This window comes from Ferrovibrio sp. (genome assembly GCF_019636075.1).
GTDB lineage: Bacteria > Pseudomonadota > Alphaproteobacteria > Ferrovibrionales > Ferrovibrionaceae > Ferrovibrio.
Map to the genome: position 1 here is coordinate 13,442 of NZ_JAHBYG010000010.1, position 19,472 is coordinate 32,913.

Below are 19,472 nucleotides of genomic sequence, written 5' to 3' on the forward strand. Positions count from 1 at the left end.
TGCCTCGGATCCCGTCATGAGAATTGGCTTTTACGCACCGCTTAAGCCGCCCGACCATCCCTCGCCATCCGGCGACCGGCGCATGGCGCGGCTGCTGATCGCCGCGCTGAGCGGCATGGGGCATGACGTGCAGGTGATTTCCGATCTGCGCAGCTATAACAGCGATGGCAATACTGCGCGCGAAACCTCGATCGCCGCCGCCGCGCGCGACGAGGTACAGCGCCTCACCGGCGTTTTCAGTGGGCCGCCGCCACGCCTGCCGGATTTGCTGTTCACCTATCATGTCTATCACAAGGCCGCCGACTATATCGGCCCGGCGCTGAAGCATCGCTTCAACATTCCCTATGTTATCGCCGAGCCTTCGGTGGCGCCCAAACGCGCCAATGGACCCTGGGCGAAAGGCTATGCCCAGGCCGCGCTGGCGATCCGCTCGGCCGATGCGCTGCTCTGCCTCACCACGCTGGACCGCGCCTGCGTGATCGATCTGGCCGGCGCAGACAAGGTGATTGCCCTGCCGCCTTTCCTGGAAGCCGCGCCCTATGCCCGGGTGCAGCGCCATCGCGCCGAATTGCGCCCGGTCTGGGCCGCGCAATACCGCTTGCCGGCCGACGAACCCTGGCTGCTGGCGGTGGGCATGATGCGGCAAGGCGACAAGCTGGCCTCGTTCCGCGCCCTGGCCGAGATGCTGAAACAGGCGCAAGATATTCCCTGGCGGCTGATCGTCGCCGGCGATGGCCCGGCGCGCGAAGAGGTGGAAGCCGTGATGGCGCCGCTGGGCGGCCGGGTCTGCTTCACCGGGTTGCTGGCCGCCGAGCAACTGGCCGGTGCCTATACGGTGAGCGACCTCTATGTATGGCCCGCCGTGAACGAGGCCTATGGCATGGCCCTGCTGGAAGCCCAGGCCTGCGGCCTGCCGGTGTTGGCCGCGCAAACCCGTGGCGTGCCCGATATCGTGCGGCAGAACGAGACCGGGCTGCTCACCCCGGAAGGCGACATGGCCGCCATGGCCGATGGCCTGCGCAGCCTGCTGGCTGATCTTCCGGCCCTGGGCCGCATGCGCGACGCCGCACTGGCGAAAGTTTCCGCCGAGCATGACCTGGCCGCCGCGCAACGCAATCTGACGCAGGTTTTCCGCAATCTGGGGCTGCCGGCATGACCCAGCTTGCCTTGCTGCGCCATACCCGCACCGCCTGGAATATCGATGGCCGGCTGCAAGGCCGCACGGATATTCCGGCATTGGAGGAGTCCCTGGCCGGCCTGCGCAAACTGGCCGTGCCGCAGCCCTATGCCGGCTGGCCATGGCGCAGCAGCCCGCTCTTGCGCACCCGTCAAACCGCAGAGGCCCTTGGCCTGGCAGCCCAGCCCGAGCCGGCCTTGATCGAAACCTCCTGGGGCGATTACGAAGGCCTGACCATCGCGCAGTTGCAAGCCCGCTATGGCGAGGATTTCGCCGCCAACGAGGCGCGTGGGCTGGACCTGCTGCCGCCCAATGGCGAAAGCCCGCGCCAGGTGCAGGCCCGCTTGCTGCCCTGGCTGGCCGAACTGGCGCAAACCGGCGTGGATACCGGCGCGGTAACCCATAAAGGCGTGATCCGTGCCATCATGGCGCTGGCCTATGACTGGCCGATGCTGGGCAAACCACCGGTGAAGCTGGATTGGAAGGCGCTGCATGTCTTCCGCCTGGACGCCGATGGCACGCCGCGCCCGTTGCTGATGAATGTAACCCTGGTGCCACGATGAACCGCGTGTTGATTTATGTGCAGCATCTGCTGGGCGTGGGGCATCTGCACCGCACGGCGGCGATTGCGCGCGCCCTGGTGCGCGATGGGTTCGAAACCATGCTGGTTTCCGGCGGTTATCCCGATACCACATTGGACCGGCTGGACGGCATCCAGTTCCGGCAATTGCCGCCGGCGCGGGCCGCCGATGCCAGCTTCCGCATCATCCTGGATGCACATGGCAATCAGGTTGACGAGGCATGGTGGCAAAGCCGCCGCGCCGCCCTGTTCGCCCTGTCCGATGGTTTCAAGCCCGATGCGGTGCTGACCGAACTCTTCCCGTTCGCGCGCCGCCCGATGCGCCATGAATTGCTGCCATGGCTGGCCCATCTGCATGAGATGCAGCCGCGTCCGCTGATCTATTCCTCGGTGCGCGACATCCTGGTGGATCGCCCCAAGCCGCAACGCGACCTGGATGCGCTGAACTGGCTGCGCAGCTATTACGATGGCGCCTTCGTGCATGGCGATCCCACGCTGATCCCGTTCGAGCGCACCTTCCCGCTGGCCACAACGGTGCAGGATCTGCTGATCTATACCGGCTATATCGTGGAGCATGCGCCGGCCAGGGCCACATCCGATGGCCGCGACGAAGTGCTGGTCTCGGCCGGCGGTGGCGCGGTGGGGTTGCCGCTGTTTCATGCCGCGATTGCCGCCCGGCCGCTGAGCCAGGCCAAGGATGCCACCTGGCGCCTGCTGGTCAGCCCGATGGAAGCGCCCGATGCGGTGGCCGAACTCAAGGCGCGCAGCCCTGCCGGCGTGATCGTGGATCAGGCGCGGCCGGATTTTCCCGCCATGTTGCAGCATTGCCGCCTCAGCATCAGCAAGGCCGGCTATAATACCGTGATGGAAACCCTGCATGCCCGCGCCCGCGCCGTGATCGTGCCGTTTGCCGGCGGCGACGAAACCGAACAGGCCCTGCGTGCCGAATTGCTGGCCGCGCGCGGCGCCATGGCCTATCTGCGCGAAAGCGAGCTTACGCCGCAAAGCCTGGCCGCAGCCATCGACCGCGCATTGGCGGCACCCAAGCCGCAGGATAGCCATGTGGATCTGGATGGCGCCGCCCATACCGCGCGGCTGCTGCGTGAAAAACTCGCGCTGCGCAAAAATCCGATCGCCCGATGAGCTGGGATGCACTCAGCCGGCTGCTGGATGAGCGCGCCGCGGCCAAACGCCGGGCGCTGTTCTGGTGGCGCGACGACGATGCCGCAACCCCCACGCCTGACTTGCAGCGCCTGCTCGATCTGCGCCGCGCATATGCTTTGCCGCTGGCGCTGGCGGTGATCCCGAATCAAGCCTCCGCCGAATTGGCCGGTCTGCTGCAGTCGGAACCGGATGTTGCCGTGCTGCAGCATGGCTTTGCCCATATCAATCACGGCGCCGCCGGCGAAAAGAAATCCGAATTCCCCACCAGCCGCCCGGCCAGCGATTGCCTGGCCGATCTGCGCCATGGCCGCGAAATCCTGCGCGGCCTGTTCGGTCCGCGCCTGCGGCCGGTGCTGGTGCCGCCTTGGAATCGCATCGCGCCGGCTCTGCTGCCGCATCTGCCGCGGCTGGGGTTGCATGGCCTGTCCACCTTCAAGGCCCGGGAGGATTCCTGGGCGGCTCCGGGGCTGATGCAGGTGAATACCCATCTCGATCCGGTGAATTGGAAGGCAGATGCAGGCTTTATCGGCCTGCAAGGCGCGCTCGACACGGTTTTGCTGCACCTGCGTAATGACAGCGACGAACCGCTCGGCCTGCTCACCCATCATGCCCGCCATGATGCGGAAACCTGGGATTTCATTGCGGTATTCCTGGCCAAGACAGGCAGCCATCCCGGCGCTTTGTGGCTGGATGTGGATTCGGCCTTCGGCGCAGGGCCGCAATCCGGCCAACGGGCCTGACGCATGGTTGTCATAAGCCGCATGTATTACCCCATGGCGCGATTGTGGCCGGATCTGCTGCGGGCTGGCCTTGGGGTGCTGTTTTGCCTGGCTCTGATGTTGTTTACTGCTCCGGTTTCTGTCATTTTTACAATACTTTGCGGGGTAAGCCTGATCTTCCTCTGGCTCGCCCTGCATACGGTGTTGCGGCTACAGACAAAGTTCGAGCTGGATACCGAGGGGGTTAGCCGCCAAGGTGCCGGTTGGTTCGGGGGCCGCTTGCGCCGTCTGAACTGGGATGGATTGCGTGGCATGACGCTGCGTTACTACTCCACCCGGCGCGACGGTTCGCAAGGCTGGATGACGATTACGATGCAGGGCGACGGGGGAACATTGCGCGCCGATAGCGACCTAGAGGATTTCACCCTGCTGGTGGAACAGGCCCTGGCGGCTGCCGCGCGCCTGAACCTGACATTGGACGACCGTAGTTTGAGCAACGCCAGCCGCCTTCTGGGCCGGGATATTTCACGATGAGCGATATGTCGCAGCCGGTGATCGAGGTCAACGACCTGAAAGTGCAGTTCCGCGTGGCGGAGGGCACGATCAAGGCCGTGGATGGCGTGAGTTTCCGCGTGCCGCGCGGCAAGACCGTGTCGCTGGTCGGCGAAAGCGGCTCGGGCAAATCGGTGGTAAGCCAGGCCATCATGGGCATCCTGCCGCGTTCAGCCGAGATTGCCGGCGGCGAAATCCTGTTCCGCGATCCTGCCCTGCCCGACAGCATGATCGACATCGCCAAGCTGAAGCGCGGCGGGCCGGAAATGCGCAAGCTGCAAGGCGGCCGCATTTCGATCATCTTCCAGGAACCGATGACCAGCCTCAGCCCGCTGCACACCATCGGCAACCAGATCGTCGAGGCGCTGCGGCTGCACCGCAATGCCAGCCAGGCCGAAGGCGAGGAATTGTCCACCGAGATGCTGCGCCTGGTGGGCTTCCCCGATCCCAAGCGCGCGCTGAACACCTACGCCTTCGAATTGTCGGGCGGCCTGCGCCAGCGCGCCATGATCGCCATGGCGCTGGTCTGCCGGCCCGCCTTGCTGATCGCCGACGAACCCACAACGGCGCTGGACGTGACCATCCAGGCGCAGATCCTCAAGCTGATCAAGGATCTGCAATCCGAGTTGGACATGGCCGTGCTGATGATCACCCACGACCTTGGCGTTGTGGCCAACATGGCCGACGAGATCGTGGTGATGTATCACGGCCGGGTGATGGAGCGTGGCTCGCTGGAAGACATCTTCCGCCATCCCGAGCATCCCTACCTGAAAGCCCTGCTGAATGCCGTGCCGCGCTTCGACATGAAGCCCGGCGAGCGCCTGGTGCCGATCCGCGAAATCAAGGCGGAAGTGGGCGGCCTGCTGAAGCGCGGCGCCCAGACCATCACCGAAACCGGCGTGCCGCTGCTGGAAGTGAAGCATCTGACCAAGCGCTTCAGCATCCGCAAGAGCGGCCTGTTCGCCGCGAAATCCGCCTCGTCCGCCCTGGCGGTGGATGATGTGAGCTTCGATGTGCTGCGCGGCGAATGCTTAGGGCTGGTGGGCGAAAGCGGTTGCGGCAAGACCACCACCAGCAAAATGATCATGCGCGCCGTAACGCCCGACGAAGGCAGCATCAAGTATCACGACGGCACCAAACAGGCGGACGTTCTGAAACTGGACGGCGCGGACCTGTTCGATTACCGCCGCAAAGTGCAGTTCATCTTCCAGGATCCGTTCTCCTCGCTCAATCCGCGCATGACGGTGTTCGATATCGTCTCCGAGCCGCTGGTGATCCACAAGATCGGCGACGAAGCCGAGCGGTTCGAGCGCGTGAAGGAATTGATGACCCTGGTGGGTCTGGATGTGCGCCATCTGCGGCGCTATCCGCACAGTTTCTCAGGCGGCCAACGCCAGCGTATCGGCATTGCCCGCGCGCTTGCCCTGCAGCCCGACCTGCTGATCTGCGACGAGCCGGTTTCCGCCCTCGATGTTTCGATCCAGGCGCAGGTGCTCAACCTGTTGAAGGATCTGAAAAAGGAACTCGGCCTCACCTACCTGTTCATCTCGCATAACCTGGCCGTGGTGGATTACATCGCAGACCGCATCGCCGTGATGTGCGCCGGCCGGCTGGTGGAACTGGCGCCGCGCGAATTGCTGTTCAAGCAGCCGGTGCATCCCTACACCAAGGCCCTGCTGGCCGCCGTGCCCAAACCCGATCCGTCCTGCCGCCTCGATCTGCGGCTGCTGATGGAAGGCAAGGCATCCAATCCGGCGCTCTGGGCCGCCCCTTTCACTATCGACGGCACAACCCGCCCCGCGTTGATCGACCTCGGCAACGGGCATTTTGTTCGCGCATCCGCCGAAGCCGATGCACGGGAGCTTGTGGCATGAAAGCTTTTTCCTTTTCCTCTATTTCCTGCGCGCTGATCGGCCTGATCGTTCTGGCATCGCACCCCGTTCAAGCGCAATACAAGGAAAGCAATAGCCTTACCGCAGATGTTGCGGCCGGCAAATTGCCGGCGGTGGACAAGCGCCTGCCCGCCGTGCCGCTGAAGATGAATCTCACCGGCGCCTACAAGCCGGGTCAGCAGGGCGGCGAAATCCGCATGCTGATCCCGCGTGCCCGCGATGTGCGCATTCTCAACACGCTGGGCTATGCCCGCCTGGTGGTTTACAACGACAAATACGAATTCGTGCCCGATATCGTGGAAAGCTTCACGGTTGAGGATGAGAAGGTGTTCACCTTCAAGCTGCGCAAGGGCCATAAATGGTCCGATGGCGCGCCCTTCACGTCCGATGATTTCCGTTATTACTGGGAGGATGTGGCCAACAACAAGGAAATCAGCCCGTCCGGCCCGCCGATCGATCTCTATGCCGATGGCGAATTGGCCAAGGCGGAGTTTCCCGATGAACTGACCGTGCGCTATAGCTGGAGCAAGCGCAATCCCAACTTCCTGCCGCGCATTGCCGGCACCGCCGCCTTCAACCTATATCGCCCGGCGCATTACCTGAAGCAGTTCCACGCCCGCTACACCGATGCCGCCACGCTGGCGCAACTGGCCGCCAAGGAGCGCCGCGCCAACTGGGCCTCGCTGCACAACAAGCTGGACAACATGATCGAGACCGACAATCCCGATCTGCCCACCCTGGATCCCTGGATGATCCAGACCCGGCCGCCGGCCATCCGCTTCGTGGCAGTGCGCAATCCTTATTTCCATCGCGTGGACCAGAATGGCGTGCAATTGCCCTATCTCGACCGCGTGCTGATGTCGCAGGCCGATGGCAAGCTGATTCCGGCCAAGACCGGCGCCGGCGAGGCCGACCTGCAATTCCGCGTCATCACCTTCAGCAACTTCACCTTCCTGAAGGAAAACGAAAAGCGCGCCGGCTATCGCACCCTGCTGTGGAAGACCGCCAAGGGTTCGCATCTGGCGCTGTTCCCCAACATGAATGCCAACGATCCGGTCTGGCGCAAATTGCTGCGCGAAGCACGGTTCCGCCAGGCCCTGTCGCTGGCCATCGACCGCGAGGCCGTGAATCAGTCGCTGTTCTACGGTCTTGCGCTGGCATCCAACAACACCGTGCTGCCGGAAAGCCCGTTGTTCAAGCCGGAATACCAGACCAAGGATGCGCAATTCGATCTTGCCCGCGCCAACAAGATTCTGGACGAACTGGGCCTGAACAAGCGCAATTCCGATGGCGTGCGTCTGCTGCCCGATGGCCGCCCGCTGGAAATCATCATCGAAACCGCCGGCGAAAGCAGCGAGCAGGTGGACGTGCTGGAACTGATCGCCGAAACCTGGATCAAGGCCGGCGTGAAGCTGTTCCCCAAGCCGAGCCAGCGCGACGTGCTGCGCAACCGCATCTTCGCCGGCGAGGCGCTGATGAGCGTGTGGACCGGACTGGAGAATGGCGTGCCGATCGCCAATACCAGCCCGATCGAACTGGCCCCCACTTCGCAATACCAGTTGCAATGGCCGAAATGGGGCCAGTTCTACGAGACCAAGGGCCAGATGGGCGAAACGCCCGACGAACCCGAAGCCAAGGAATTGCTAGCGCTCTACGATCAATGGGTGAACACCGGCGACATCGCCAAGCGCGAACAGATCTGGCATCGCATGCTGAGCATCCATGCCGACCGCATGTACAGCATCGGTGTGATTTCCGGCGTGTTCCAGCCCATCGTGGTGAACCAGAAGCTGGTGAACGTGCCCGATGAAGGCATTTACAACTGGGATCCGGGCGCACTGGTTGGTATGTACCGGCCGGAAACCTTCTGGATGAAGCAGTAAGGCGGTCTATCCCCGATGTTGATGTATCTCGCCCGTCGTTTGCTGTTGATGATCCCGACGCTGTTGGTGATCAGCCTGTTGATCTTCTTGATCATCAAGCTGCCGCCAGGCGACTTTCTCAGCAATCAGATCGCTGAATTACGGGCCCAGGGCGAAACCGCAGCACTTGAGCGCGCGGAATATTTGCGTACGCAATATGCGCTGGATCGCAGCGTGCTTGAGCAATACGCGATCTGGATGGGCTTCATCCCGGGCCCGAACGGTTTCGCTGGGTTGCTGCAAGGCGATTGGGGCTGGTCGTTCGAATATAACCGCCCGGTGGGTGAGTTGATCGGCGACCGCCTGGCAATGACCGCTGTGATCAACTTCTTCACCATCCTGTTCGTCTATCTGGTCTCCTTCCCGATCGGCGTCTATTCCGCCACGCGACAATATAGCTGGGGCGATTACGGCTTCACCCTGCTGGGCTATCTGGGCCTGGCCACGCCGAACTTCCTGCTGGCGCTGGTGATGCTGTATTACGCCAATGTGTGGTTCGGCATGAGTGTCGGCGGCTTGGTGGACGAACACCTGATCGACGCGCCCTGGAATTGGGAGAAGATCAAATCGCTGCTGGCCCATATGGTGGTGCCGGTGGTGGTGATCGGCACCTCGGGTACGGCGGCGATGATCCGCCGTCTGCGTGCCAACCTGCTGGATGAATTGCAGAAGCAATATGTCACCACCGCGCGCGCCAAGGGCGTGCCGCCGTTGCGGCTGCTGGTGAAATACCCGATCCGCATGGCGCTCAATCCCTTCATATCGGATATCGGCAACCTGCTGCCCTCCATCGTTTCCGGCTCGGTGATCGTATCGGTGGTGATGAGCCTGCCCACAGCCGGCCCGATGCTATTGGGCGCATTGCAATCGCTGGATCAGTATCTGGCCGGCTCTTTCCTGATGTTCCTGGCCCTGCTCACCGTCATGGGCATGCTGGTTTCCGACATTCTGCTTGCCGTGCTGGATCCGCGCATCCGGCTTACCGGCGGCGCGGCGAAGTAGGGTTTACACAATGAGCGACGCCGCCAAGGATAACCGCCTCACCCATTGGGTCAGCAAGGAACCCTTCGACCCCTATTCGGTCGAAACCCTCTCGCCCGAGCAGGAGCGCTATTACCGCGCTTCGCAATGGCAGATGATGTGGTGGAAGTTCAAACGCCACCGGCTGGGCGTGTGGAGCGCCGCCATCCTGCTGCTGATCTATTTCTCGGCGCTGATCTCGGAATTCATCGCGCCTTATGGCGTGGGCACGCGCAACCCGCGCGCCATCTATGCGCCGCCCACGGCGATCCACCTCTTCCATGAAGGCGAATTCGTCGGCCCCTTCGTTTATGGCCAGCGTTTCCAGCTCAATACCCGCACGCTGAAACGCGAATATACCGAGGATACGCGGCAGGTGCAGAAGCTGCGCTTCTTCTGCCGGGGCGACCAGTATGATTTCTGGGGCATGGTGCCGATGGCGTTCCATTTCGTCTGCCCGGCCCAAGGCGGCAATTTCTACCTGTTCGGCACCGACAGGCTGGGGCGCGACATCTTTTCACGCATCGTATATGGCACGCGCATATCGCTCACCGTGGGCCTGATCGGTATCGCCATCAGCTTCATCATCGGGATCGTGCTGGGCGGCATATCGGGCTATTACGGCGGCTGGATCGACAATGTGATCCAGCGCCTGATCGAACTGATCCGCAGCCTGCCGGAATTGCCGTTGTGGATGGCGCTGTCGGCGGCCCTGCCGGTCACCTGGTCGCCGATCCTGGTCTATTTCGGCATCACAATCATTCTCGGCCTGCTGGATTGGCCGGGCCTGGCACGCGCCGTGCGATCCAAGCTGCTCTCCCTGCGCGAAGAGGATTTCTGCACGGCGGCGCAGCTGATGGGCGCCAGCCCCAGCCGCGTGATCGGCCGGCATCTGATGCCCAGCTTCATGAGCCATCTGATCGCCTCGGCCACGTTGTCGATACCCTCGATGATCCTGGGCGAAACCGCGCTGTCTTTCCTTGGCCTGGGTTTGCGTCCCCCCATCGTCAGTTGGGGCGTGCTGTTGAACGAGGCACAAAACATCAATGTGGTTGCGCTGTATCCCTGGCTGATGGCCCCGGCGATTCCTGTGGTGGTGGTGGTTCTGGCATTCAACTTCTTCGGCGATGGCCTGCGCGATGCGGCCGACCCGTATAAATGAGTTCCGCTAGCGCCGGCTAAAGCTTGCGCAACCAGATACTTGCCGGCAAAGCCTCGGCCGAGGCCGGCAAGCGCCCCACCGGGCCGGCCTGCACGCTGGCCGCCATGCGCGTAGCAGCATAATGGCTGGCGAAAATCGGCTGCCAGCCTGCCATCAGCATCGCCGGCAGAAGCTGCTGCTCGTTATAGCCGCGCCACAGCCAATGCCTGGGATAATCATCGGGCAGGAAGATATCGTGGATATGCAGCAGCACACCGGCCGGCAAGCGCGGCAGCACGCGGCTGAACAGAAAATCCACATCACTGCCCGGCATCAGGATATGGCTTGAATCGATGAACAGCACATCGCCGGCCGCAAGCGCGGCATAGATCGCCGGATCGGCGGTCTGCGCGATGCCGGGCCGGAAATCCACCGGCAGCCCGCGCAAGGAGGCGCGCGGCTGCGGATCGATGCAGGTGATGTTGCAAGAAAACCCGCCATCTTGCGCGGCACGGGCCAGAAAGCGCGTGGAATGGCCAGAGCCCACTTCCACGATACGCGACGGCCGCGCATCGCGGATGATCGCATAGCAGGCTGCTGCATCCAAAGTGGGAAACCAGCTCTGATCGAAACGCGGCGCCGGCGGCGGGCCGGAAAACGCCTTCAATGCCGCTTCATAGGCGGCAATGCGTTGCAGCACCGCAGTGAATTGCGGCTCGGCGGAGCGCAACACGGCTTCGATCTCGGCATAAACCGGCTGACTGTCTGCTATGCTGGCGGCATAGCGATAGGGAATGAAAAAGCCGCGCTTGCTACCCAGCAGGGTTTGCAGGCCAAGCCGGAAGCGGCGCATTTTTGCGCGCCAGGTTTCTGTCTGCTGTGCCATCAGGGCTGCAAAATCATGCCTTCGCGCGCCACCACCGAGGCGGGCCGCGCTTCCTGCACCCGTTGCGCGATGCGATCCATCTCGTCGTCGTTATGCTCGGGATCGTGATGGAACACCACATAGGTGCCCACATTGGCGGCATCGCACAAGGCCACGCCGGCGGCCCAGGTGGAATGGCCCCAGCCCTTGCGGGTCGGATATTGCTCAGGCGTGTACATCGAGTCATACACCACGATATCGGCATCGCGCACGAAATCCACCAAGGCCGGATCGGGTCCGCCGGGCGGATGCTCGGTATCGGTAAGATAGCAGATAGACTTGCCGCGATAATCCACGCGATAGCCGGTGGCAAGATCGGGATGGCTCAAAGCCACGCTGCGCACCGCCACGCCCGGATAGGGATGCTGCACCTCGCCCTGCCGGAAATCGTGATAGCTCATCCTGGCCTGAAAGATTTCCAGCGGCACCGGAAATAGCGGCGAGGTCATCATGGTTTTCAGCACGCCCTTGATGCCCATGCTATCGGTTACATGGGCGGCATGCACACGGAAGGTGTTGCGCGGATCGAAGAACGGGCAGAAATGCGGCAAGCCGCAAACATGGTCGTAATGCGTATGGGTGAGATAGATATCTACATCCAACGGCGCCTGCTTCTGCAGCAGATTGCCCAGCCCGCGTATGCCTGTGCCGCCATCGAACAGCAGCACATGGTCGCCGCAGCGTATTTCCAGGCAGGAGGTATTGCCGCCATAGCGCTGCACTTCGGGCGACCCTACGGCCAGCGAGCCGCGCACGCCCCAGAAACGGACATAGAAATCCTCAATCGCCATGGCGCCGCTCCGGCATCGATGCTTGCGCCGCTGCAGCGACTATGCCGAAATGCCCGGCAGCAGAATCCACCAGGGCCATGTCCGCCATGTCAGCCACAGCTTTTACATTCGAAAAATCCGCCGACCGTGCTGTGATCACCTTGAACCGGCCGGAAAAGCATAATGCGCTCGATATCACCGATCTGGACGCGCTGGATGCTGCGCTGATCGAACTGGCCGCCGATCCACGGATGCGGTTGCTGATCCTGCGTGCCAATGGCAAGAGCTTCTGCTCCGGCGTGGATCTCGGCTCGGTGGCCAACCATGATTGGCGCGACAATCCGCTGGAGCGCACCGCCGATCGGCTGGAAGCGTTGCCCTGCCCCACGCTGTGCATGCTGCAGGGCGGCGTGTATGGCGGCGGCACGGATCTGGCGCTGGCCTGCGATTTTCGTATCGGTGCCGAAGGCATCCGCTGCTTCATCCCGCCGGCCAAGCTGGGCATCCAATACCATCCGCATGGCTTGCGGCGCGCAGCCAGCCGGCTGGGGCTGGGCCCGGCAAAGCGATTGTTTCTCGCCGCCGAAACCTTCGATGCCGCCGAGATGCTGCGCACGCATTTCATCGACTGGCTGGTGCCGGCCGCCGAACTGGAGCCGCGCAGCCAAGCGCTGGCCGACACGATCTGCGGGCTGGCGCCGCTGGCCCTGCGTGGCATGAAGCAGAGCTTCAACGAGATCGCGCGGGATGGCTTCGACGAACGCGCGGCGCGCGACAGGGGCGCCGCCAGCTTCTCCACCGAGGATTTCCAGGAAGGCCGCCGCGCCATGGCCGAACGCCGCCCGCCCCGTTTCCAGGGGCGGTGATCAGCCCGGAAGCCATGCAGGGCGGCATCCATCACGGCGCCAGTCGATAGCCGCCGGGCTCGGTCAGCAGCAATTTGGCTTCGGCCGGATTGCGCTCGATCTTCTGCCGCAGGCGATAGACATGGGTTTCCAGCGTATGGGTGGAAACCTCGGCGTTATAGCCCCACACTTCGGTGAGCAGCATGTCGCGCGCCACGGCCTTGTGGCCGGCGCGCAGCAGATATTTCAGGATGGCGGTTTCCTTCTCGGTCAACCGTACCTTCTTGCCCGCCTTCTCGTTATCGAGCAGCATCTTGTTGGCCGGGCGGAAACTATACGGCCCGATGGTGAAAGTGGCATCCTCGCTCTGCTCGAATTGGCGCAACTGCGCCCGCACGCGCGCGATCAGCACACCCATCTTGAACGGCTTGGCGATATAATCATTGGCGCCGGCTTCCAGGCCCTGGATGGTGTCGGCATCGGTATCGGCCGCCGTCAGCATGATCACCGGGGTGCGGATATTCAGCCGGCGCAGCTGCTTGCAGGCCTCGCGGCCATCCATGTCAGGCAGCCCCACATCCAGCAGCACCACATCGAACAATTCACGCTGCAACAGGGCGATGGCGGCAGTGGCATCATTCACGCAAACGGTCGCAAATTCCCGCGTGGCCTCAAGCTGCTCGGCCAGCAAGGATTGCAGGGTGCGGTCGTCATCGACCAGCAGAACCCGTTTTTGTCCACTCATGCCTACTCATCTCCCGATTGCTCGATCAGGCGCAGCATCGCGCCACGCAGGCCATCCGGCGGCGAGCCCTCGGCCCGCCCAAGTCCGTCCAGTATATCGAAATGATGCCGGTGTGGCTCTGTGATGGCCATCACCTCCCCGCCCGCGGCGTGATAAGCCTGGGCAAATACCGATTGTTGTTCGTGGAATGCATCGGTTTCCCGCTCGCCCACGGCCAGAGCCATGGGCACCAAAGGCCTGGGGGCAAAAGGCAAACGCAGCAAGGGGCTGTTCCGCTCGGCCTCGGGTTGATCCATCCTCAACCCATCATTGAGGTAGCATTGCTGGATCGGCCGCAGATCGAACAGCCCCGAAATCGCCAATCCGCCGCGCAACAGATTTTGCGGCGCAGCAGGCGCCAGGGCCCGCCAGTCGGCCAATGCCGCATCGGCCACCAGATGGCCACCGGCGGAATGCCCCATGGCATAAATCCGGCCGGGATCGGCGCCCAGTTCGGCGGCATTGCGCCAGAGCCAGAGCAAGGCACGGCGGTTGGCTGCCGCGATGCGATCCATCCGCACGGCAGGCGCCAGCGGATAATTGATCACCGCCACATTGGCCCGATGGCCGGCAGCTTCGGATGCGAAGCCCATCGCCGCGAAGGAAAAATCCGCCTTGTCCATGGCCTGCCAATAGCCGCCATGGATGAACACGATCAGCGGCCGGCCGGGCTGCGGCACGGAAAAGAAATCCAGGGTTTCCAGTGGATGCCCGCCATAGGCCAGATCGGCGCGATGCGGCAGCGCCGCGCGGGCGGCATCGCTCATCCGCCGCCAGCGGGCGAAGTCATCCAGATGCCCCAGCACCGCCTGGCGCAAGTTGTATTGCTTGTCCAGCGCGGCCCGATCCATGGGCTATCCCTATTTATAGACGACGGAAACGATCTCGTAGGCCTTGGAGCCGCCCGGGGCTGCCACTTCGACGGCATCGCCTTCCGACTTGCCCACCAAAGCGCGGGCCAGCGGCGCGGTGATGGAAAGCAGGCCGGATTTGATATCGGCCTCGTCCACACCCACGATCTGATAGGTATTCTCTTCGCCGCTATCCTCGTCGGCCAGCACCACGGTGGCGCCGAAACGCACGGTCTTGCCGGTCATCTTGCTGGTATCGATCACATCGGCGCGGGAAATCTTGTCTTCCAGCTCCATCACCCGGCCTTCGATAAAGCCCTGGCGCTCCTTGGCGGCATGGTATTCGGCATTCTCCGACAGATCGCCATGCTCGCGCGCTTCCGAGATCGCCCGGATCACGGCCGGCCGTTCGACGGACTTCAAATGCTTCAGTTCCGCCTCCAGGCGCTGATAGCCGTTGGCGGTCATCGGGATCTTCTGCATGGCACTCCCCTTACAAACTTTAAAAATAAGCCTGCAAGGGGGCTACTGCAAGGCTTCCCGCCCGCAATGCCTCGATGGCCCGCACCGCCGCTTTTGCCCCGGCCACGGTGGTAAAATAGGGAATTTTGTTCATCAGGGCGGTCCGGCGCAGATCGAAGCTATCGCGGATCGAGGCAGCACCTTCCGATGTGTTGAACACCAGCTGGATTTCGCCGTTCTTCATCGAGTCCACGATATGCGGGCGGCCTTCCATCACCTTGTTCACCGAACGCGCCGGGATGCCATGTTCGCTGAAGAACCGCGCCGTGCCGCTGGTGGCCACGATTTCCAGGCCCATTTCCGTCAGGCGGCGGGCGGCTTCCACCAGCGCCGGCTTATCGCCATCGCGCACCGAGATGAATACCGCACCCTTCACCGGCAGGATGGTGCCGGCGGCCAGCTGTGCCTTGGCGAAAGCCATGCCGAAATCGCGGTCGATGCCCATCACCTCGCCGGTCGATTTCATTTCCGGCCCCAGGATGATGTCCACGCCGGGGAACCGCGCGAAGGGGAACACCGCCTCCTTCACCGCCACATGATCATGCCGCTTGGCAACCAGGCCGAAGCTGGCCAGTTTCTCACCGGCCATCACACGGGAAGCGATCTTGGCCAACGGCGCGCCGATGGCCTTGGCAACGAAGGGCACTGTGCGCGAGGCGCGCGGATTCACCTCGAGGATGAAGATCACGCCATCCTTCACAGCGTATTGCACATTCATCAGGCCGACCACGCCCAGCGCACGAGCCAGCGCACGGGTCTGCACTTCGATCTCGGCGATGATATCCGGCCCCAGGCTGTAGGGCGGCAAGGCGCAGGCGCTGTCGCCGGAATGGATGCCGGCTTCCTCGATATGCTCCATCACGCCGGCCACGAACTGCGTTTCCGCATCGGCCAGGCAATCCACGTCCACCTCGATGGCATCCGACAGATAGCCGTCGATCAGCACCGGCGAGGTGCCGGAGACGCGCACCGCTTCGGTCATGTAGCGTTCGAGCTGGGCATTGCTGCGCACGATCTCCATGGCGCGGCCACCCAGCACATAGCTGGGGCGGATCACCACCGGATAGCCGATACGCGCCACCACTTCGCGGGCCTCGGCTTCCGAACGCGCAATGCCGTTTTCCGGCTGGCGCAGTTTCAGCTTGGCCAGCAATTGCTGGAACCGCTCGCGGTCTTCGGCCAGGTCGATGGCATCCGGCGAGGTGCCGAGGATCGGCACATTGGCGGCTTCCAGACCGGCGGCGAGTTTCAGCGGCGTCTGGCCGCCGAATTGCACGATCACGCCATGCAGCGTGCCGTTGGATTGCTCCACGCGCACGATTTCCAGCACGTCCTCAACCGTCAGCGGCTCGAAATACAGCCGGTCCGACGTGTCGTAATCGGTCGACACGGTTTCCGGGTTGCAATTGACCATGATGGTCTCGAAGCCGGCCTCTTTCAGCGCATAGGCGGCATGCACGCAGCAATAATCGAATTCGATGCCCTGGCCGATACGGTTCGGCCCGCCGCCCAGGATGATCACCTTCTTGCGATCCGTCGGCCGCGATTCGCATTCAGCCTCGCCGGCTTCGTAGCTGGAATACATATAGGGCGTCTGGCTTTCGAACTCGGCCGCGCAGGTATCCACGCGCTTGAAGCTGGGCACCACACCCAAAGCGCGGCGCTTGGCCGCCACATCGGCTTCCTTAGCGGCCGTCAATTCAGCCAGCCGCGCATCGGAAAAGCCCATGCGTTTCAGCGCCAGCAGGCCGGCGGCATCCTTGGGCAGGCCATTCTTGCGCACGCCCTGCTCGGTGCGCACGATCTCTTCGATCTGGGCCAGGAACCACGGATCGTATTTGCAGGCGGCATTGATTTCGGCCAGCGTGAGGCCTTGGCGGAAGGCCTGCGCAATCACCAGCAGCCGATCCGGCGTCGGCTTGGCCAGCGCCGCGATGATCACATCCTTGTCGTTCTCTTCCACATTGGGGATCGCCACTTCGTTGAGGCCGGTCAAACCGGTCTCCATCGAACGCAGGGCCTTCTGCAAACTCTCCTGGAAGCAACGCCCCATCGACATCGCCTCGCCCACGGATTTCATGGACGTATTCAGCAACCGGTCGGTGCCAGGGAATTTCTCAAACGTGAAGCGCGGCATCTTGGTGACGACGTAATCAATCGTCGGCTCAAACGATGCCGGGGTCACGCCGGTGATGTCGTTCATCAACTCATCCAGCGTGTAGCCCACTGCCAGTTTCGCCGCCACCTTGGCGATCGGGAAACCGGTGGCCTTGGAGGCCAGGGCGGACGAGCGCGACACGCGCGGATTCATCTCGATCACCACCATGCGGCCGGTAGCGGGATCGACGGCGAATTGCACGTTGGAACCGCCGGTCTCCACGCCGATCTCGCGCAACACCGCCATCGAGGCGTCGCGCATGATCTGGTATTCCTTGTCGGTGAGGGTGAGCGCGGGCGCCACCGTCACGCTGTCGCCGGTATGCACGCCCATCGGATCGATATTTTCGATCGAGCAGATGATGATGCAATTGTCCTTGCGGTCGCGGACAACCTCCATCTCGTATTCTTTCCAGCCGAGCACCGATTCCTCGATCAGCACTTCGGTGGTGGGCGAGGCATCCAGGCCGCGCAGCACGATCTCGTCGAATTCATCGCGCGTATAAGCAATGCCGCCGCCGGTGCCGGCCAGCGTGAAGCTGGGGCGGATCACCGAAGGCAGGCCGGTTTCGGCCAGCACGGCGCGGGCTTCTTCCAGGGTATGCGCGGTGCCGGATTTCGGCATGTCCAGGCCGATGCGGTTCATCGCCTGGCGGAACAGCTCGCGGTCTTCCGCCATGGCGATGGCATCGCGGCTGGCGCCGATCAGCTTCACGCCCAGCTTTTCCAGCACGCCCATTTCGGCCAGCTTCATCGCGGTGTTCAGCGCGGTCTGGCCGCCCATGGTGGGCAGCAGTGCGTCGGGCCGCTCCTTCTCGATGATCTTGGCCACGATTTCGGGCGTGATCGGCTCGATATAGGTGGCATCCGCCAGGCCGGGATCGGTCATGATCGTGGCCGGGTTGGAGTTGATCAGGATGACGCGATAGCCCTCTTCCCGCAAAGCCTTGCAGGCCTGGGTGCCGGAATAGTCGAACTCGCAGGCCTGGCCGATCACGATAGGACCGGCGCCGATGATGAGGATGCTTTTTATGTCAGTGCGCTTTGGCATGGCAGACCTTATTTCGCCTTTTCCATCAAGCCCACGAAGCGCTCGAAGAGGTAATGGCTATCCTGCGGGCCGGGCGAGGCCTCGGGGTGATATTGCACGGAGAAGACCGGCTTGTCGGTGAGCTTCAGGCCCTCGTTGGAGCCGTCGAACAGCGACACATGGGTGCGCACCACATTGGCCGGCAGAGTTTCCTCAACCACACAGAAACCGTGATTCTGACTGGTGATTTCCACCTTGCCGGTTTCCAGATCTTTCACCGGATGATTGGCGCCGCGATGGCCGCGTTCCATCTTGGCGGTCTTGCCGCCCAAAGCCAGCGCCAGCATCTGATGGCCCAGGCAGATGCCGAAAACCGGCTTGCCGCTCTCCACCAGCGCCTTGATGGTAGGCACGGCATACACGCCAGTGGCCGCCGGATCGCCGGGGCCGTTTGAGAGGAACACGCCGTCAGGCTTGTGACGCAGCACGTCTTCGGCCGAGGCATTGCCGGGCAGCACGGTGACTTTACAGCCGGCCGAGGCCAGGCAACGCAGGATGTTGCGCTTGATGCCGAAATCCAGCGCCACCACATGGAAGCGCGGCGCGCTCTGCACGCCGTAGCCTTGTCCCAGCGCCCAGCGCGTCTGGTCCCACTGATAGGTCTGGCGGCAACTCACCTCGATGGCGAGGTCCATACCTTCCAGGCCCGGCCAGGCCTTGGCCTTGGCGACCAGCGCATCGATATCGAAATTGCCATCGGCGCTATGGGCGATCACGCCATTGGGCGCGCCCAGATCGCGGATGCGCCGGGTCAGCGCGCGGGTGTCGATGCCGGAAATGCCCACCAGGTTGCGCGCCTTCAGCCAGCCATCGAGATGATGCTCGGCGCGGAAATTCGACGGATCGGTGATCGGTGCGCGCAGGATCAGGCCACGCGCGGCGATGCCGGTGGTTTCGATATCCTCGGCATTGGCGCCCACATTGCCGATATGCGGAAAAGTGAAGGTGATGATCTGCCCGGCATAGGAGGGATCGGTGAGGATTTCCTGATAGCCGGTCATCGAGGTGTTGAAGCAGATTTCGCCCACCGCATCGCCTTCGGCGCCCAGGCCCTGGCCGCGAAATACACTGCCATCGGCCAGCACTACGATTCCCGTTGGCCCGAGGGCTGCGGGTTGGGGCTTCGATGCGGACATGATCCGGTACTCCAGGCTTCGGGCCGCAGCTTGGCAATGGGGCCGTTTGGCGGCTCCGAGGCAAGCATTCCCACTGCTGTGGGCAGACCCTGGGTGTGCGTGTGCGGCCAAGGCAGCGAAGATGCCCGGCGACCGGGGCCGGACCATAACAAATCCGGCCTGCCAGTCAAGCCCAGTATTTTTATGAAATTCTTTTTTGGATCAATGGGTTAAAGTTTTTGCGTG

The 19,472-nt window shown here is 62.9% G+C and carries 17 protein-coding genes; 10 read left to right on the forward strand and 7 right to left on the reverse strand.

What is annotated here, in order from left to right; all coding sequences use genetic code 11:
- Nucleotides 1–16: 16 nt before the first annotated feature.
- The 9 genes from KF827_RS06455 to KF827_RS06495 are packed head-to-tail and all read left to right on the forward strand — an operon-like array spanning nt 17 to nt 10,188.
- On the forward strand, nt 17–1,156 hold the full coding sequence (locus KF827_RS06455) for a glycosyltransferase family 4 protein (protein WP_291002138.1): 1,140 nt from the start codon (nt 17–19) through the stop codon (nt 1,154–1,156).
- Nucleotides 1,153–1,740, forward strand: coding sequence for a histidine phosphatase family protein (locus tag KF827_RS06460; protein WP_291002141.1), 588 nt, complete (start codon nt 1,153–1,155; stop codon nt 1,738–1,740). Before KF827_RS06455 ends, KF827_RS06460 begins: the two co-directional genes overlap by 4 nt.
- Nucleotides 1,737–2,900 (forward strand): glycosyltransferase, encoded by a 1,164-nt coding sequence (locus tag KF827_RS06465; RefSeq protein ID WP_291002144.1) that lies wholly within the window; start codon nt 1,737–1,739, stop codon nt 2,898–2,900. The genes KF827_RS06460 and KF827_RS06465 overlap by 4 nt, the downstream gene beginning before the upstream one ends.
- Entirely contained in the window at nt 2,897–3,661 is a 765-nt protein-coding gene (locus KF827_RS06470; RefSeq protein ID WP_291002149.1) for a polysaccharide deacetylase family protein, read from the forward strand. The genes KF827_RS06465 and KF827_RS06470 overlap by 4 nt, the downstream gene beginning before the upstream one ends.
- Nucleotides 3,662–3,664: 3 nt before the next feature.
- Nucleotides 3,665–4,174, forward strand: coding sequence for a hypothetical protein (locus tag KF827_RS06475; protein ID WP_291002152.1), 510 nt, complete (start codon nt 3,665–3,667; stop codon nt 4,172–4,174).
- A complete protein-coding gene (locus KF827_RS06480) occupies nt 4,171–6,066 on the forward strand; it encodes an ABC transporter ATP-binding protein (RefSeq protein WP_291002154.1) in 1,896 nt (631 codons plus the stop codon). The genes KF827_RS06475 and KF827_RS06480 overlap by 4 nt, the downstream gene beginning before the upstream one ends.
- Complete coding sequence (locus KF827_RS06485) at nt 6,063–7,967, forward strand: ABC transporter substrate-binding protein (RefSeq protein ID WP_291002157.1); 1,905 nt, start codon at nt 6,063–6,065, stop codon at nt 7,965–7,967. The genes KF827_RS06480 and KF827_RS06485 overlap by 4 nt, the downstream gene beginning before the upstream one ends.
- 15 nt (nt 7,968–7,982) lie before the next feature.
- The gene (locus KF827_RS06490; RefSeq protein ID WP_291002160.1) at nt 7,983–9,008 is read left to right on the forward strand and encodes an ABC transporter permease; all 1,026 of its coding nucleotides are present in this window, start codon (nt 7,983–7,985) and stop codon (nt 9,006–9,008) included.
- 10 nt (nt 9,009–9,018) lie between these two features.
- Nucleotides 9,019–10,188 (forward strand): ABC transporter permease, encoded by a 1,170-nt coding sequence (locus KF827_RS06495; protein WP_291002163.1) that lies wholly within the window; start codon nt 9,019–9,021, stop codon nt 10,186–10,188.
- Nucleotides 10,189–10,204: 16 nt separating this feature from the next.
- Here the strand turns inward: KF827_RS06495 and KF827_RS06500 are convergent, their stop codons facing one another.
- Together KF827_RS06500 and KF827_RS06505 are read right to left on the reverse strand one after the other, a co-directional pair.
- Nucleotides 10,205–11,053 carry a class I SAM-dependent methyltransferase gene (locus KF827_RS06500; protein WP_291002166.1) on the reverse strand — a complete coding sequence of 283 codons (849 nt, stop codon included), beginning with the start codon at nt 11,051–11,053 and terminating at the stop codon, nt 10,205–10,207.
- The gene (locus KF827_RS06505) at nt 11,053–11,883 is read right to left on the reverse strand and encodes an MBL fold metallo-hydrolase (protein ID WP_291002170.1); all 831 of its coding nucleotides are present in this window, start codon (nt 11,881–11,883) and stop codon (nt 11,053–11,055) included. Before KF827_RS06505 ends, KF827_RS06500 begins: the two co-directional genes overlap by 1 nt.
- 86 nt (nt 11,884–11,969) lie before the next feature.
- Between KF827_RS06505 and KF827_RS06510 the strand changes: the two genes are divergently transcribed.
- Nucleotides 11,970–12,728 carry an enoyl-CoA hydratase-related protein gene (locus tag KF827_RS06510; RefSeq protein WP_291002173.1) on the forward strand — a complete coding sequence of 253 codons (759 nt, stop codon included), beginning with the start codon at nt 11,970–11,972 and terminating at the stop codon, nt 12,726–12,728.
- Nucleotides 12,729–12,759: 31 nt separating this feature from the next.
- On the opposite strand, the gene KF827_RS06515 is transcribed toward KF827_RS06510, so the two are convergent.
- Genes KF827_RS06515 through carA form a run of 5 tightly spaced genes read right to left on the reverse strand, consistent with a single transcriptional unit; the run spans nt 12,760 to nt 19,247 of the window.
- Entirely contained in the window at nt 12,760–13,452 is a 693-nt protein-coding gene (locus KF827_RS06515) for a response regulator transcription factor (RefSeq protein ID WP_291002176.1), read from the reverse strand.
- Between the two features lie 2 nt (nt 13,453–13,454).
- Entirely contained in the window at nt 13,455–14,342 is an 888-nt protein-coding gene (locus KF827_RS06520) for an alpha/beta hydrolase (RefSeq protein ID WP_291002181.1), read from the reverse strand.
- A 9-nt stretch (nt 14,343–14,351) separates the two neighbouring features.
- Nucleotides 14,352–14,825, reverse strand: a complete 474-nt coding sequence (gene greA / locus KF827_RS06525; protein ID WP_291002184.1) for a transcription elongation factor GreA — start codon at nt 14,823–14,825, stop codon at nt 14,352–14,354.
- A gap of 19 nt (nt 14,826–14,844) precedes the next feature.
- Nucleotides 14,845–18,072 (reverse strand): carbamoyl-phosphate synthase large subunit, encoded by a 3,228-nt coding sequence (carB, locus tag KF827_RS06530; RefSeq protein WP_291002187.1) that lies wholly within the window; start codon nt 18,070–18,072, stop codon nt 14,845–14,847.
- 8 nt (nt 18,073–18,080) lie between these two features.
- Complete coding sequence (gene carA / locus KF827_RS06535; RefSeq protein ID WP_291002190.1) at nt 18,081–19,247, reverse strand: glutamine-hydrolyzing carbamoyl-phosphate synthase small subunit; 1,167 nt, start codon at nt 19,245–19,247, stop codon at nt 18,081–18,083.
- Nucleotides 19,248–19,472 lie beyond the last annotated feature (225 nt).